Here is a 15,095-nt window from a genome sequence, read left to right as displayed (position 1 = left end):
CGTGATGAAACGATGGATTGTGAGCGGAGTCTCACGCGCTTCGAATCGTGGGAATAGGGATGGCGCGCCACGGCGTTGGTTTCGGCATCGGATACCGCGGGCCCAAAAAAATCGGTGTCCGGCTCGGGATCGAGGACCGAAGATGACCGCGATCGCCGATAGCGTCCAAGATATCGAAAAGTTCCTTCCGGAACCGTGCCTCGTCAGTTCTTGCGACGAAGTACCTCACGCACAGCAGCCCTACATTCTTGTGAAAGCTGAATCCAGCCATGAGCATCATTCTTGCCCCGGAGGCCCGCCTTGGCGAAGTGCCGACGCACGCCCCCGTTCATCCCGAGCAGTTCCGCAGCAGGAGCCGCCTGACCGTGCTGCTGCGGGCCGCGGGCACGGTCCTGACGGATCTTGCCAACCGCCGCAGCCAGCGGCCGGTCCCGCTAAAGCGGCTGCGCTACCAGGACCAGCACCGGGAGCAGTCCCGGGACCTGGCCGCCCAGATGTACGCCTGGATGCTGCCGAAGTAGCGGCGGGCGGTACACCCGTCCTCGCCGAGGCCAACGGTCCACCCGTTCCCGCCGATGCCGGCGGTCAACCCGTTCCCGCCCAGGCAGGACCGGCGGTCAGCGGCACCAGCCCGCGTGCGCCAGCGCCTGGCGCAGCAGGTTGCCGCGGCCGCCGATGAATTCGGACTGGACCGCCTGGCTCAGCGCATCTTCCGGGGTCATCCAGCTCAGTTCCAGGGCATCCTGGCGCGGGTTGCATTCCCCGGTGACCGGGATGACGTAGGCCAGGGCCACGGCATGCTGCCGGTCATCGGTCAGCCCCGTTTCCGACGGCGACGGGAAGTACTCCGCCACCGTAAACGGCACCGGGCTGGCCGGCAGCTGCGGTAAGGCCAGTGGCCCCAGGTCCTTCTCCAAGTGACGCAAAAGCGCAGCACGGACCGTCTCGCGGTACATCACCCGTCCCGAGACGAACGTGCGCACCATCTCGCCTTCGGCCGAAGCCTGCAGCAGCAGGCCGATCTCCGTCACGTACCCCAGCGAGTCCAGCCGCACCGGCACTGCCTCTACATAGAGCATCGGCAGGCGTTGCCGCGCCTCGTGGAGATCCTCGTGGGACAGCCAGCCGGGATACGGGTCGGGAGTGCGTACGCTCATGTACTTGTTCTACCGCACCGCTGCGACGCCAGTCACGCCGGCCGCCTTCCACGGCGCGTCCATTCCACTAGAGGGCAACCACGGCCGGACCCGCCCGAACCGCGGAACCGCCGGTCCCATCAGGACCGATGCGTCGGCGGCAGCGGGCAATTTCAGGCCGAGTCGTTTCGCGGGGCGCTGAACCGCAGGCAGCCTCCGCCGGCAGGGTTCGCGCCGTCCGGATGCTCCACCAGCAGGATGTGCCGGCCGGCCTCGTCCGCCAAGGAGCAGCCGAAACCGGCCGTGGTGAGGCGTTCCCGCAAGGCGGATAAGTCGTCGTCGTACTCAAAAGCCAGCCCCAGTTGCTCCGCCCCGCCGTGCTGCACCGCGACCAGCCCGCCGTTTTTCGCCGCGAAGTCCGCCCGGTCGCCGGCATCGCCGCCGAAGCGGGGACGCGCGCCGATCCCGCGGAGTGTGGCCGCGGCACCCCGCACGTCCGGCGTCACCCAGACCGGCATGACGGACAGCGCCGGATCCGGCGGGTTTTGCCCGGCAATGGGCCCGGACGACGGCGCGGCTGCCTTTGCCAGGAAGCTGAGGCCCGAGGGTGCGGTGATCCGCCCGGCCCGGCCGTGGGCGCCCTCCTCGATCTCCGCCCGCGTGCCGTCGGCCACGGTGCGGCGGACAAACTCGTCCAGGTCACGGACTTCGAAGCCCAGTTCCACGCGGCCGTCGGCGGCGTCACCGGCATCGGCCGTGGCGGGTGGTCAACACGGGGCGGACGCGCAGCATCTGAGTTCTCCTTTGGGTCGGCACGCGACGATACCAAAAAACTACTGGACGACGCGGCGCTGCCGTGCTGCCATAAGGGCATGCCTGCTGAGCTTCCGGAGTTGCTGGTCCCAGACGCCGCCGCGTGGCGGGCCTGGCTGGAGGAAAACCACGCCTCGTCGGCCGGCGTGTGGCTGATCCTGCGCAAGAAGGGCGGCACGGTGACCGCCCTCGATTATGCTGCTGCGCTGGACGAGGCGTTGTGTTTTGGCTGGATTGACGGGCAGGCCAGGCGGCGCGACGCGGAAAGCTCTTTCCAACGCTTCACCCCACGGACGAAGCGCAGCATCTGGTCGCTGCGGAACGTCGGGTACATCGAGCGGCTGGAGCAGGCCGGCAAGATGCACGAGGCCGGCCGGGCGGCGGTGGCCGCGGCGCAGGCCGACGGCCGCTGGGAGAAGGCCTACGCCGGGCCGGCCACGGCCGAGGTGCCCGAGGACCTGGCCACGGCGATCGCCGCCGTCCCGGAAGCGCAGGCGATGTTCGAGGTGCTCACGTCGCAGAACCGCTTTGCGCTGATCCACCGGCTGGCCCAGCTGAAGACCGACGCCGGCCGGCAGCGCAAGATCGCCGGCTTCGTGGAGATGCTGGCCCGGCATGAAGCGCCGTATCCGCAGCAGAAGAAGCCGTCCTGACCCCGGCCTGACGGCTGGCCGAACGCGCGGCCCGGCCGCCCGTCATTCGGCCAGCGTGGCGGCGGCCTCCAGGGTCATCCAGGCCTGCAGTTGGGTGGACAGTTCGACGCCGGCGCCGGGCCCGCCCGGCGCGGCGGCCGGAACCGCGGGGTCGGGGGAGAAGACCAGTACCTCCCAGTTGCGGTGGTTTTCGATGGCCCGCCCGTCCCAAAAGCCTTGCGCGGTATCCAAGACCATCCGCGCGGCCAGTTCGCGCGCCGGGTCCGGCAGGCGGTCGGACCGGGCGGCCAAGGCCAGGTGCCGGGCCAGGATCCCGGTGAACAGGCCGCCGTCGCCGGCGCCGTGCGTGCGCAGGACGAGTTGGCCGCCGGGGCCGCCCGGCCCTGAGGCCGCGGCGGCCGGGTCTGCGGTGGCCTGGCCTGCGGTGGCCTGGCCTGGGGTGGCCGGGCTTGCGGTGGCAGGGCCGCTGTCCGCGGCTGCATCCGGTGGCGTCGAAGGCCCTTGGACCAGACCGGCCGCGATGCCGTGCACCAGTTCGGCGGCCCGCACCAGATCGGCGTCCCTGCCCGTTTCCAGCAGTGCCCCGAGCACCGGCCCCTGGTTGTAGGTGTAGATGCCGTCCACCAAGACCGGCTGCCCGCCCGAGACCCGGACGCCGTCGAGGTACAGCCGCTGCCCGGGCGCATACAGGGTGGCGTCCAGCCAGTCCAAGAGCCGGGCGGCCTGCTCCCGGTCGCCCGCGCGGGCCAGGTACAGGGCCGCCGGTGCCGTGGCGGGTGTGTTTTTGAAGTCCCTGGCGGTGTTCCAGAACAGGCCGCCGCCCAGGTCCGGGGTGTGGGCCGATTCCAGCTCGGGCAGCAGGCGGCGTGCGGCGGCCCTGTTCCGGAAGCGGGGCTTGTGTGCCTCGGCGGCCAGCGTGTCCAGCCGTTGTGCGGCCAGGGCCAGCCAGGCCATGTCGTCGTAGTAGGCATTGGGAAAGCGGAAACCGTTGCGCCATCGGATCGTGCGCAGCAGCCGCGCCGCGAGACGGCCGGCGCTCGGCCCGTCGCCGCCGTCGTAATGCTGGTCCCGGCGCAGCTCCCGCCACCCGGCATCCACCAGGCAGTCCAGGAAGTGGGCCTGCCACCAGTAGTGCCACGGCCCGGAGCGGCCGGGGGAGGGTCGGCGGACCGCGCCCAGCACGGTGAACGGAAGGCCGAGCAAGCGCTGGCCGAAATGGCGGACGACGGCGATGGCGGCCTCGTTCGCGCGTCCTGCCGCCAGGGCGGAGTTGGGCGGGCGGAAGGCTCCGCCACCGCCGGGCAGGGTGGGCATGTGGACCAGCCTAGCGGCGGAGCGGGGGAGGCGCAGGCCGGGAATCTGCCCGACCGGACCGCCGGTGACCGAGCTGTGTGCCGGGCCACACTAGGCTGAGGTGTGCAGTGCCGCCGGAGGCCGGCGGCACGGACAAGCGTTGAGGACCTTGAGGAGGATCCAGTGGAGGTTGCCGGAACCGTAGCGTTGATCACGGGCGGAGCGTCGGGGCTGGGAGCCGCGACGGCCCGCCGGCTGCGCGCCGCCGGAGCGTCGGTGGTGCTGATGGACCTGCCCGGCTCGAAGGGGGAAGAGTTCGCCGCCGAACTCGGGGACCGGGCCGTGTTTGCCCCCGCGGACGTGACCAGTGAGGATCAGGTGCAGGCGGCGGTGGACCAGGCCGCGGCGCTGGGACCGCTGAGGATCGTGGTGAACTGCGCCGGCGTCGCCACGCCGGGCAAGGTGCTGGGCCGTGACGGGGTGCTGCCGCTGGAAGCGTTCGCCAAGGTGGTACAGATCAACCTCGTCGGCACCTTTAACGTGATCCGCCTGGCCGCCGCCGCCATGGCCGCCACCGAACCGGTGGAAACCGAACTGGGCGGGCCGGAGCGCGGCGTCATCATCAACACCGCCTCCGTGGCGGCCTTCGACGGCCAGATTGGCCAGCCCGCCTACGCTGCGTCCAAGGGCGGGGTGGCGGCCATGACGCTTCCGCTGGCGCGGGAACTGGCGCGCTCGCTGATCCGGGTGGTCACCATCGCGCCGGGCATCTTCGAGACGCCGATGATGGCCGGGTTGCCGCAACAGGCGCAGGAATCGCTGGGCCAGCAGGTGCCGCACCCGTCCCGGCTGGGCCGGCCGGCCGAGTACGCGGAGCTGGCCGCGCACATCGTGGCCAACTCGATGCTCAACGGCGAAACCATCCGGCTGGACGGCGCGATCCGGATGGCCCCCAAGTAACCGAACGGTCCGGTAGTCGGGTGAAGACGGCGCCCAAGTAACCGTGCGGTCCCGTCAGGCGGCCGGCGCGGTAGGCGGGAGGCAACCGATGGGTCCCGGACGGCGCCCAGACAACCGGCGCCTCCCGGACGCTCTCGGCGAAAGGCGAGGCGCCGCCGTCGTACGCTTGAGGTGGACCGTGCCGACGCTTGGAGTCCCCGGGAACGGCACGCCCGCCGCAGCCGCCCGCAGGACGCGAAAGGACGCACCCATGCCGCACGCCGCCCGCGACCGGGACCTCGACGCGAGCCTGCGCGCCGACGTGCGCCGGGTGAGCACACTGCTGGGGGCATCGCTGGCGCGCCAGCACGGGCCGGAGCTGCTCGACCTGGTGGAGCAGGTGCGGCTGCTGACCAAGGAGTCCAAGGAAGCGGCCCGCGGCGAGGGCGAGGCCACCGGACCGTGGACCGCCCGCGAGGTGATCGACCAGGTCCGCGAACTGCTCGCGGGGCTGGACGTGGGCGAGGCCACCGACCTGGTGCGGGCTTTTGCCTTCTATTTCCACCTGGCCAACGCCGCCGAACAGGTGCACCGGGTGCGCCAATTGCGTGCCCGGCCGGAGGAAGACGGGCAGTTGCTGCGCACCGTGGCGCAGATTGCCGAGGAAGCGGGGCCCGAGGCGCTGCAGCGCGCCGTCAACCAGCTGGACGTCCGCCCCGTCTTCACCGCGCATCCCACCGAGGCATCGCGGCGGACCGTGCTGGACAAGCTGCGCGCCATCTCCGACCTGCTGTCCACCACGACGGCGGAGGGCAGCACCGCGCGGCGGCGGCAGGACCGGCGGTTGGCCGAGATCATCGACCAGATGTGGCAGACGGACGAGCTGCGGCACGTGCGGCCCAGCCCGGTGGATGAGGCGCGCAACGCCGTCTACTACCTGGGCAACATCCTCAACAACACCATGCCGGAGCTGATGGGGGACCTGGCCGAACTGCTGTCCGAACATGGCGTGACGCTGCCCGCCGACGGGGCGCCGCTGCGTTTCGGGTCTTGGATCGGCGGCGACCGGGACGGCAATCCGCTGGTCACCGTGGACGTGACGCATGAGGTCTTCCAGCTGCAGAACCAGCACGCGGTGCGGATCAACATCGGCTTTGTGGACAGCCTGATCGCGGTGCTGTCCAACTCGACGACGATCGTGGCCGCCAGCGACGAGCTGCTGGACTCCGTGGCCAGGGACTTGGAGAACCTGCCGGGCCTAGACGCCCGGGTGCGCGAGCTGAACGCGAACGAGCCCTACCGGCTGAAGCTGACCTGCATCAAGGCCAAGCTGCTCAACACCAGTGCCCGGATCCAGCGCCGGCTCCCGCACGAGCCCGGGCGGGACTACAGCTCGACGGCGGAGGTGCTGGCCGACCTGGCGCCGATCGAGCAGTCCCTGCGCGCCCACACCGCGTCGCTGGTGGCGGACGGTTCGCTGGCCGCCGTGCGCCGGGCGGTCTCCACCATCGGACTGCACCTGGCCACCCTGGACTTCCGGGACAACGCTGGAAAGCACCACAAGGCGGTCGCGGCGCTGCTGGCTGCCCGCGATGCGGCGCGAACGCCGGCGGGGGCGACGGCGTCCTTGGGGAGTGCGCGTGGTGGCGCGGCGGCGCACTTGGGGCCGGCGGGGAGCGCTGAGGCCGGATTGGGGGCAGGCGGTGACGCGGTGGCCGGTGTAGCGGCGGACGGCGCTGCTCCGGCGGGTGTGGCGACAGCCGAGGGCGGCACGGACGCCGCGGCCGACGCTGCTGCGCCGGAAGACTACCTTGACCTGGCGCGCGGTCCGCGGCAGCAACTGCTTTCCTCGCTGCTGCTCTCGCCGGGACCGCTGGCACCGCCGTCGTCGTTGAAAAAGAAGCGCGCGCGCACGCTGGAGGTGTTCGGCGCGATCGCCGAGGCCCTGCGCCAGTACGGCCCGGATGCGGTGGAGACCTACATTGTGTCCCGGGCACGCGGCGCCGACGACGTGCTGGCCGCCGCCGTGTTGGCGCGCGAGGCGGGACTGCTGGCGTTGGATGGGCCCGAGCCGAAGGCGCTGATCGGGTTCGCACCGCTGCTGGAAAGCGTGGAGGCCCTGCGCAGCGGAGGGCAGATCCTCGACGACCTGCTCTCGGACCCGCAGTACCGCCGGATCGTGCGGCTGCGCGGCGACCTGCAGGAGGTCATGTTCGGTTACTCGGACTCCAACATGGAAGCCGGCGTCGCCACCAGCCAGTGGGAAATCCACAAGGCCCAGCTGGTGCTGCGCGACGTGGCCGCCCGGCACGGGGTGCGGCTGCGCTTCTTCCATGGCCGCGGCGGGTCGGTCGGCCGCGGCGGCGGGCCCACCTACGACGCGATCCTCGCCCAACCCAACGGTGCGCTGGCCGGCGAGATCAAGTTCACCGAGCAGGGCGAAGTCATTTCCGACAAATACACCCTGCCGGAGCTGGCCCGGGAAAACCTGGAACTGGCGCTCGCGGCCGTGCTGCAGGCCTCCGCGCTGCACCAGGAGCCGCGGACCTCCGAGGCCGAACGCGGCCGGTACCATGCGGCGATGGAGGTAATCTCCGGCGCGGCCTATGAGCGCTACCGCCTGCTGGTGGAGCATCCGGACCTGCCGGAGTACTTCCGGACATCGACGCCGGTGGAGCAGCTGAGCACGGTGAAGTTCGGTTCGCGGCCGGCCGACCGGACCGACGCGGACACGACTGCGGGTCCGGGACTCGGCAAGTTGCGGGCCATCACCTGGGTGTTCGGCTGGACCCAGTCGCGGCAGATCGTTCCCGGCTGGTACGGCGTGGGCAGCGGCCTGCGCGCCGCCCGGGCCGCCGGACTGCAGCCGCAACTGCGGGAGATGATCAGCAACTGGCACTACTTCCAGTCCTTCATCTCGAACGTGGAGATGACGCTGGCCAAGACCGATCTGGAGATCGCGGCGCACTACGTCTCCACCTTGGTGCCTGCGCAGCTGCGGCACCTGTTCGACGACATCCGCGCCGAGTTCGAGCTGACCGTGGCCGAAATCCGGAAGCTGACCGGCGAAAACGAACTGCTCGACAACCAGCCGGTGCTGCAGCGCTCGCTGCACATCCGCGACCAGTACCTGGACCCGATCTCGTACATGCAGGTGGAATTGCTGCGGCGCATCCGGACGTCGGAGCCGGATGAAGCCTTGCAGCGGGCCATGCTGATCACCGTCAACGGCATCGCCGCGGGCCTGCGGAACACCGGCTAACGCGGGCCGGCGATGGGCCCCGGGCTGCGTGCGTGCGCGGCGTGCTGCGGGTGTGCGGCCGCCCGGGTAGTCGTCCGGGCGTCGGATGGCTGTCTGCGGGGCATCCGCGGGGTTGGAGGGCTGCGCGGAGCCCGGCGAGTGCATCCCCAGCGCCCAGCTGTCCATATTTAGCGATAACTGTCCATGTTTCACCCGACCCACCCCGCGTCTGACTAGGCATGATACTTAAGCATCCGGTTAAACATGGACAGTTTTGGTGCCGTTCCCTTACCAAACCGCACCACCCGGGGATGTGCGCCCTCCGGCAATGCCGCCGGGCGGTACTTCCGCGGCGACGGCCTCGGCCCGCCAGCAACCCGCCAAAGCAACCCGCCCTAAGCACCCCCCACCTGCGCCGAGCTTCCGCCCAGCGGAACCCGGCGGTTGCCCGCCCGGCGATTGCTCGTCATGCTGTGGGCATGACCAAGCTGCTGCCCGCCGCCAACCTGTTCGGCCACGACGTCGCCGCCGCCATCGAGGCCCAGCCGGACGGCGTGGTGCATCTGGACGCGCACTTGGACCGGATCTGGCAACACGCGGCACCGTTGCTGGCCGTCCGCGACAACGACGCCCACACGCTCTACGCCTACGGCCTGGCCCAGGCCATGCTGGCGGCCCACCCGGAGGCCGACGCTGGCGTCGTCCTTCCGGCCATCATGCTTCATGACATCGGCTGGTCCCAGGTGCCGCCGGACCAGGTCCTCTCCGCGATCGCCCCGGGCGGCGGCCGGCCCGACCTCGTGCTGCTGCACGAGAAGGAAGGCGCCCGCCTGGCAGCCGGGATCCTCGAAGAGGCCGGCCATGAGCCGGAGCTCATTCCGCGCATCCTGGAGATCATCGACGGGCACGACTCGCGGAAGGAGGCCCTCTCGATCGAGGACGCGATCGTCAAGGACGCAGACAAAACGTGGCGGCTCAGTCCGCACGGCGTCGACACCGTGATGGAGTGGTTCGGGCTGGACCGCGGCCAGGCCCTCCGGCTCTGCAGCCAGCGCGTCCTGGGCCATCTCTTCACCGAGGAGGCCAAGGCCATGGCGCGCGCGCTGTCCGCGCTGGAATCGGTGACGTTGTGGCCGCAGCGCCGGGCGCTGCTTGCCGACGGCTAGACTCGGTCTCGGCCGTGTGCCGAATGGGCACCGGCTGCGAAGTACCGCGGCACTGACGACGGCGGTGCCCGGCTTTGCCCGGAGGACGACGGCGGTGCCCGCTTTGCCCGGACGACGGTGGTGCCCGGCTTTGTCCGGACGACGACGGCGGTGTCCGGCTTTACGAGACCGCGGGCGGAATGTGGGAGGCAACTATGGCCGGCGGTAGCCGAGATCCGGGACGCACGGTCACGTCCCGTGTGCTGGCCATCCTTGAAGCCTTCGAACAATCCCGCAGCGCGCTGAGCCTGACCCAGATTTCCGAGGGGTCCGGCCTGCCCTTGAGCACCACGCACCGGCTGGTCTCGGAGTTGACGGAATGGGGCTTCCTCTCCCGCGGCGCCAACGGTCGCTACCAACTGGGTATCCGCCTCTGGGAGCTGGCGCAGAATGCCGGCCGGCAACTGCGCGATGCCGCGCGCCCGTTCGTGCAGGAGCTGTTCTCGCTCACCGGCGAGACGTCACAGCTGGCGGTCCGGGAAGGCCACGAGGTGCTTTACATCGAGCGCATCTACGGCACCAAGCGCGTGCCGCGTGCCTCGCGGGTCGGCGGCCGGCTGCCGATGCACGCCACGGCCGTTGGGAAAGTCATCCTGGCGTACGAGGAGGAGTGGGTGCGCACCGCCTACTTGAACCGGCAACTGGAGCGTCCCACCGCCCACACTCACATTGTTCCCGGGCGCCTGGCGGAGGAACTGGTCCAGATCCGCGAGCAGGGCTACGCCACCACGCTGGAGGAAGTCCGGCTTGGCTCCTGCTCCATCGCCGTGCCGGTCTTCCACACCGGTCGGATAGGTGCGGGGCTGGGATTGGTGCTGCTGACGACGCAGGCCGCGACGATGACGCGGCACCTGCCGGCGCTGCGCGGCGTCTCGACGCAGATCGAGCGCGCCACCGCGCACATCCCGCTGGAGTCGTTGCTGGGCAGCCACATCGCGCGCAAGGCCTGAGCGCCCTGGCCCAGATTGCCGGCCAGCCGCACCACGCGCTACGGCGTATGCCCGGCGAGTCGTTGCTGGGAAGCCACATCGCGTGCAAGGCCGGAGCGCCCCGGCCCACATCCCCGGGTTAATTGCTGGGCAGCCACACCCACGAGCAACGGCCGGAGCGCCCGGCGCATGCCAAGAGATGCTAAGCACTATTCGTTTCCACTCAGTGGAAGAACGGTTTAGGCTCCGGAGAGTGACGTGGGCAACACTGGAGTCTAATCAGCCCGCCAACCGACAACGGCCACCGGCGGGAGCAAACCCCAAGGAGTTCCAGATGTCATCTTCGACCGAAACGGCAGCTTGTCCGTTCGGCCACGGTGCCGAGGCCCCCGCAGGACACCATGGCTATGAGCCGTTCCAGATGAAGGACCCGTTCCCGGCGTACACCGAGCTGCGGAACGAACAGCCCGTCATGTTTGACGAGCGCGTCGGCTACTACGTGGTTTCCCGCTACGACGACATCAAGGCTGTTTTCGACGACTGGGAGACCTTCTCCAGCGAGAACGCCCAGGCGCCGGTACGCAAGCGCGGCCCGCAGGCCACCAAGATCATGGAAGAGGGCGGCTTCACCGCCTATTCGGGGCTTTCGGCCCGCCGCCCGCCGGAGCACACCCGGATCCGTGCAGTGGCCCAAAAGGCTTTCACCCCGCGCCGCTACAAGGCGCTGGAGCCGTTCATCCGGCAGAATGTCGTCGACCAACTGGAAGCCATGCTGGCCCACCCGGATCGCCGCGGGGAACTGGTGAAGGACCTGGCCTACACCGTCCCGACGGTCACGATCCTGACGCTGATCGGCGCCGATGTTTCCCAGGTGGACACCTTCAAGCGCTGGTCCGATTCCCGCGCGGCGATGACCTGGGGCGACCTCAGCGACGAGGAACAGATCCCGCACGCCCACAACCTGGTGGAGTACTGGCAGGAATGCCTGCGCCTGGTCCGCGTCGCCCACGAGGAAGGCGGCGACAACCTGACCGGCGACCTGGTCAAGGCCCAGCAGGACGGGGCGGAGATCAGCGACCACGAGATCGCCTCGATCCTCTACTCCCTGCTGTTCGCCGGACACGAAACCACCACCACCCTGATCGCCAACTCCCTGCGCGTGCTGCTGGCGCGTCCGGACCAATGGCAGCAACTGGTGGAGGAACCCCGGAAAATCCCGGCGGCCATCGACGAGGTGCTGCGCTTCTCCGGCTCGATCGTCGGATGGCGCCGGAAGGCGCTCAAGGACACCGAAGTTGGCGGGGTCAAGATCCCGGAGGGCGGCGAACTGCTGCTGCTGATGGGCTCCGCCAACCGCGATGCCGCCCGCTTCGAAGACGGCGAGGAGTTCGACATCTCGCGCGGCAACGCCCGCGAACACCTGTCCTTCGGCTTCGGCATCCACTACTGCCTGGGCAACATGCTGGCCAAACTGCAGGCCAAGATCGCGCTGGAAGAGGTGGCGCGGCTGGCACCGAACCTGAAGCTGGAGAACCCCGAGGGCATCGAGTTCCGCGGGAACATCTCCTTCCGTGTCCCCGAAACCGTCCCCGTCAGCTGGGAGGCCTGAGCCCATGCGCAGCAACGAATTCATCCAGTTTTTCGACGGCGGCATCGAGCCCAGGCTCGAGAACCTCGGCGGCAAGGGCGCCTCGCTGGTCACCATGACCTCTGCGGGCATGCCGGTGCCCCCGGGATTCGTCGTCACCACCGCCCAGTTTGACCGCTTCATGCAGGAAGCCGGGATCACCGACCACATCAACCAACTGCTGGCCGGCCTTGACCCGGAAGACATCGCCCAAGTGGACGCAGTGTCCGCCTCCATCCGCGACAACATCTGCTCCCGCCCGGTTCCCGCCGACATGCGGGCCCAGACCGTCGAGGCCTACGACGCCTTGATGTCCCGCTTCGACGCGCCGGTTCCGGTGGCAGTGCGTTCATCCGCCACCGCCGAGGACCTCCCGGATGCCTCCTTCGCGGGCCAGCAGGACACCTACCTCTGGTTGGAAGGCTTCGCGGCCGTCGGCGAACACATCCGCAGCTGCTGGGGGTCGCTCTACACCTCGCGCGCCATCATCTACCGGCTGAAGAACAACATCCCGGACGAGGGCCTGTCGATGGCCGTCGTGGTGCAGAAGATGGTCAATGCCAGGGTCTCCGGCGTCGCCATGACCCTGGACCCGGCCAACGGCGACCGCTCCAAGATCACCATCGACGCGTCCTACGGCGTCGGCGAGATGGTGGTTTCGGGGCAGGTCACACCGGACAACATCGTGCTGGACAAGGTCACCCTGGCCCCGGTCGCCGAACACCTGGGCGACAAGCACGCCGAGCTGGTGCCCGATGCCGCCGCGCGCACCCTGGTGGAGCGGGAGGTCGACGCCGAGCGGCGGGCCCGGCGCAGCCTGAACGACGACGAACTGCTCGCGGTGGCGCGGATGGCCAAGCGGGCCGAGAAACACTACAAGTGCCCGCAGGACATCGAGTGGGCGTTGGACAGGGACCTGCCCGACGGCGAGAACCTGCTGCTGCTGCAGTCCCGGCCGGAAACCGTGCACTCCTCGAAGAAGCCGTCGGCATCTTCGTCCGCGGTACCGGGAAGCGGCGGATACGCCGCGGCCCTCGGTGCCGCTCCCACGACGACGACGGCGGCGCCCGCCGGAGCGGCACCCGCCGGAGCGGCGCCCGCCGGAGCCGGGAACGCAGGCCCCGCCACCGGAGGCTTCAGCCTGGGCAGCATCACTGCCTCGCTGCTGAAACCCTCCGCCTGACCGTTCCTGCCCTGAACTGTTCCACCGTTCCACCGCAAGGTAGCAAGGTTCCAACAGCTCCACCGCAAGGATCCACCGTTCCACCGAACCGCCCACCGCAGGCTCAACGCAGAGCCGCCACCGAAAGGACCGCCATGTCTATGAAGTCCTTCCCGAAGCCCTCCGAACTGCCGGTGCCCGCCGGCGCAGAGGGCTGGGAGAAGATCTACCCGTACTATCTCGTGTTCCAGGACAAGCTCAAGGAACAGGAAGACGCCAAGTTCTGGTTCTGCGACAGCCAGCACTGGCCGACTGTCTACAAGCCGTTCGAGACGATCGGCGGTGAGTTCGCGGTCAAGTGCCTGGGCCAGTACAACGCCCGCCACCTGATGATTCCCAACGCCAACGGCATCGAGTTCCGCGTGCATCTGGGTTACCTGTACATGTCCCCGATCCCGGTTCCGGAGGACCAGATCGCCGCGCGCGTCCCGCATTTCGAGCAGCGGGTGGGCCACTACTTCCAGAACTGGGAGGAACTGCTCCAGCAGTGGCATGCGAAGGTCCGCGGCACCATCGACGAGATGGAGACCCTCTCCTTCAAGAAGCTGCCGGACATGGTGCCGATGGATGACATCACCACGGGCAAGGCGATGGACGGCTCCGAGGTGCTGCTGGAAAACTACGACCGGCTGATCCAGCTGGCCTACCAGAACTGGCAGTACCACTTCGAGTTCCTGAACCTGGGCTACATCGCCTACCTGGACTTCTTCAACTTCTGCAAGGAAGTCTTCCCGAACATCCCCGACCAGTCGATCGCCACCATGGTGCAGGGCGTGGACATGGAGCTCTTCCGCCCGGACGACGAGCTCAAACACCTCGCCGTGCTCGCCGTGGAGCTCGGCCTGCAGTCCGCCTTCGGCAATACGGACGACGTCGATGCCACCTTGGCCGCGGTCCGCGCCTCCGAGGGCGGCGACCGCTGGATCGCCCGCTACGAGGAAGCCAAGGACCCGTGGTTCAACTTCACCGTGGGCAACGGCTTCTACGGGCACGACAAGTACTGGAACGAATACCAGGAAATCCCGTTGGGCTACATCGCCGACTACATCCGCCGGCTGGACGAAGGCCAGCAGATCATGCGGCCCGTCGAGGAGCTGGTGGCGGAGAAGGAACGGATCGTGGAGGAATACCGCGAACTGCTGGAAGGCGACGCACAGGCGGTTTTCGATGCCAAGCGCCAGCTGGCCGCCACCGCCTACCCGTACGTGGAAAACCACAACTTCTACATCGAGCACTGGACTATGGGCGTCTTCTGGCGCAAGATCCGCGAGCTTTCGCGGATGATGCACGCCGAGGGATTCTGGACCGAACCGGACGACCTGCTGTACCTGAACCGGAACGAAGTCCGCGACGCCCTCTTCGACCTGGTCACCGGCTGGGGCGTGGGTGCCGAGCCGATCGGCCCCACCTACTGGCCGGAGGAAATCGAGGGCCGCCGCAAGATCGTGGACGCGCTGAAGACCGCGCGTCCGGCACCGGCGCTGAACACCCCGCCGGCCTCGATCACCGAACCGTTCACCCGGATGCTCTGGGGCATCACCACCGAACAGGTCCAGCAGTGGCTGGGCGAAGGCGAAGAGGTGGAAGGCGGCGGGCTGCGCGGCATGGCCGCGTCCCCGGGCGTCGTCGAAGGGTACGCGCGGGTGGTCCACGATTCGGACCAGCTTTCCGAGGTCCAGCAGGACGAGATCCTGGTGGCCACGGTGACCGCGCCAAGCTGGGGGCCGATCTTCGGCAAGATCAAGGCCACCGTCACGGACATCGGCGGCATGATGAGCCACGCCGCGATTGTCTGCCGCGAGTACGGGCTGCCGGCGGTGACCGGCACCGGTTCGGCCTCCACCACCATCAAGACCGGCCAGCGGCTGCGGGTGGACGGCACCAAGGGCACCGTACAGATCCTGGACGCCGAAGAATCCACCGAACCGGCCGTCGCCGGGCCGGGAGCACACAGCCACACCTGAGCACTCCGGTATCTCCGCAGTCTCAGGCGAATTCGGTGCCGGGCCGGGCGAAGCCCGCTTCCCTGGCGGGTCC

General features: G+C 69.1%; 12 protein-coding genes. 9 read left to right on the top strand and 3 right to left on the bottom strand.

What is annotated here, in order from left to right; all coding sequences use genetic code 11:
• The first annotated feature begins 269 nt into the window (after positions 1 to 269).
• The gene (locus AC5RUK_RS09375; protein WP_493988763.1) at positions 270 to 521 is read left to right on the top strand and encodes a hypothetical protein; all 252 of its coding nucleotides are present in this window, start codon (positions 270 to 272) and stop codon (positions 519 to 521) included.
• A gap of 96 nt (positions 522 to 617) precedes the next feature.
• Here the strand turns inward: AC5RUK_RS09375 and AC5RUK_RS09370 are convergent, their stop codons facing one another.
• Together AC5RUK_RS09370 and AC5RUK_RS09365 are read right to left on the bottom strand one after the other, a co-directional pair.
• Entirely contained in the window at positions 618 to 1,157 is a 540-nt protein-coding gene (locus AC5RUK_RS09370) for an NUDIX hydrolase family protein (protein WP_493988764.1), read from the bottom strand.
• Between the two features lie 152 nt (positions 1,158 to 1,309).
• Complete coding sequence (locus AC5RUK_RS09365; RefSeq protein WP_494151992.1) at positions 1,310 to 1,861, bottom strand: VOC family protein; 552 nt, start codon at positions 1,859 to 1,861, stop codon at positions 1,310 to 1,312.
• Positions 1,862 to 2,008: 147 nt separating this feature from the next.
• Here AC5RUK_RS09365 and AC5RUK_RS09360 point away from each other — a divergent pair, with 147 nt between their 5' ends.
• Positions 2,009 to 2,602: a YdeI/OmpD-associated family protein gene (locus tag AC5RUK_RS09360; RefSeq protein WP_493988766.1), complete on the top strand. Its 594-nt coding sequence runs from the start codon at positions 2,009 to 2,011 to the stop codon at positions 2,600 to 2,602.
• A gap of 42 nt (positions 2,603 to 2,644) precedes the next feature.
• Here the strand turns inward: AC5RUK_RS09360 and AC5RUK_RS09355 are convergent, their stop codons facing one another.
• Positions 2,645 to 3,916 carry a glycoside hydrolase family 76 protein gene (locus tag AC5RUK_RS09355; RefSeq protein WP_494151991.1) on the bottom strand — a complete coding sequence of 424 codons (1,272 nt, stop codon included), beginning with the start codon at positions 3,914 to 3,916 and terminating at the stop codon, positions 2,645 to 2,647.
• Positions 3,917 to 4,078: 162 nt separating this feature from the next.
• Between AC5RUK_RS09355 and AC5RUK_RS09350 the strand changes: the two genes are divergently transcribed.
• From AC5RUK_RS09350 to AC5RUK_RS09320, 7 genes are all read left to right on the top strand, one after another.
• Complete coding sequence (locus tag AC5RUK_RS09350; protein ID WP_494151990.1) at positions 4,079 to 4,855, top strand: SDR family NAD(P)-dependent oxidoreductase; 777 nt, start codon at positions 4,079 to 4,081, stop codon at positions 4,853 to 4,855.
• Positions 4,856 to 5,105: 250 nt separating this feature from the next.
• The gene (locus AC5RUK_RS09345) at positions 5,106 to 8,096 is read left to right on the top strand and encodes a phosphoenolpyruvate carboxylase (protein WP_494151989.1); all 2,991 of its coding nucleotides are present in this window, start codon (positions 5,106 to 5,108) and stop codon (positions 8,094 to 8,096) included.
• Positions 8,097 to 8,554: 458 nt separating this feature from the next.
• The gene (locus AC5RUK_RS09340; RefSeq protein ID WP_494106727.1) at positions 8,555 to 9,241 is read left to right on the top strand and encodes an HD domain-containing protein; all 687 of its coding nucleotides are present in this window, start codon (positions 8,555 to 8,557) and stop codon (positions 9,239 to 9,241) included.
• A 194-nt stretch (positions 9,242 to 9,435) separates the two neighbouring features.
• A complete protein-coding gene (locus tag AC5RUK_RS09335; RefSeq protein WP_493988771.1) occupies positions 9,436 to 10,230 on the top strand; it encodes an IclR family transcriptional regulator in 795 nt (264 codons plus the stop codon).
• 313 nt (positions 10,231 to 10,543) lie between these two features.
• Positions 10,544 to 11,818 carry a cytochrome P450 gene (locus AC5RUK_RS09330; protein ID WP_494151988.1) on the top strand — a complete coding sequence of 425 codons (1,275 nt, stop codon included), beginning with the start codon at positions 10,544 to 10,546 and terminating at the stop codon, positions 11,816 to 11,818.
• A gap of 4 nt (positions 11,819 to 11,822) precedes the next feature.
• A complete protein-coding gene (locus tag AC5RUK_RS09325) occupies positions 11,823 to 13,019 on the top strand; it encodes a PEP/pyruvate-binding domain-containing protein (RefSeq protein ID WP_494151987.1) in 1,197 nt (398 codons plus the stop codon).
• A 134-nt stretch (positions 13,020 to 13,153) separates the two neighbouring features.
• Positions 13,154 to 15,022 (top strand): PEP-utilizing enzyme, encoded by a 1,869-nt coding sequence (locus AC5RUK_RS09320; RefSeq protein WP_494151986.1) that lies wholly within the window; start codon positions 13,154 to 13,156, stop codon positions 15,020 to 15,022.
• Positions 15,023 to 15,095: the final 73 nt, after the last annotated feature.

The sequence above is a fragment of the Arthrobacter sp. Y3223065 genome (assembly GCF_059090885.1).
Note: the sequence above shows the minus strand (reverse complement) of the source record. Positions and strands in the feature narration are given on the sequence as shown.

What these genes read in the sequence shown, in the direction of transcription:
- AC5RUK_RS09340 (WP_494106727.1), top strand. Translation starts at nt 8,555, where the DNA reads ATGACCAAGCTGCTGCCCGCCGCCAACCTGTTCGGCCACGACGTCGCC.
- AC5RUK_RS09320 (WP_494151986.1), top strand. Translation starts at nt 13,154, where the DNA reads ATGTCTATGAAGTCCTTCCCGAAGCCCTCCGAACTGCCGGTGCCCGCC.
- AC5RUK_RS09360 (WP_493988766.1), top strand. Translation starts at nt 2,009, where the DNA reads ATGCCTGCTGAGCTTCCGGAGTTGCTGGTCCCAGACGCCGCCGCGTGG.
- AC5RUK_RS09335 (WP_493988771.1), top strand. Translation starts at nt 9,436, where the DNA reads ATGGCCGGCGGTAGCCGAGATCCGGGACGCACGGTCACGTCCCGTGTG.
- AC5RUK_RS09325 (WP_494151987.1), top strand. Translation starts at nt 11,823, where the DNA reads ATGCGCAGCAACGAATTCATCCAGTTTTTCGACGGCGGCATCGAGCCC.
- AC5RUK_RS09355 (WP_494151991.1), bottom strand. Translation starts at nt 3,916, where the DNA reads ATGCCCACCCTGCCCGGCGGTGGCGGAGCCTTCCGCCCGCCCAACTCC.
- AC5RUK_RS09330 (WP_494151988.1), top strand. Translation starts at nt 10,544, where the DNA reads ATGTCATCTTCGACCGAAACGGCAGCTTGTCCGTTCGGCCACGGTGCC.
- AC5RUK_RS09370 (WP_493988764.1), bottom strand. Translation starts at nt 1,157, where the DNA reads ATGAGCGTACGCACTCCCGACCCGTATCCCGGCTGGCTGTCCCACGAG.
- AC5RUK_RS09345 (WP_494151989.1), top strand. Translation starts at nt 5,106, where the DNA reads ATGCCGCACGCCGCCCGCGACCGGGACCTCGACGCGAGCCTGCGCGCC.
- AC5RUK_RS09375 (WP_493988763.1), top strand. Translation starts at nt 270, where the DNA reads ATGAGCATCATTCTTGCCCCGGAGGCCCGCCTTGGCGAAGTGCCGACG.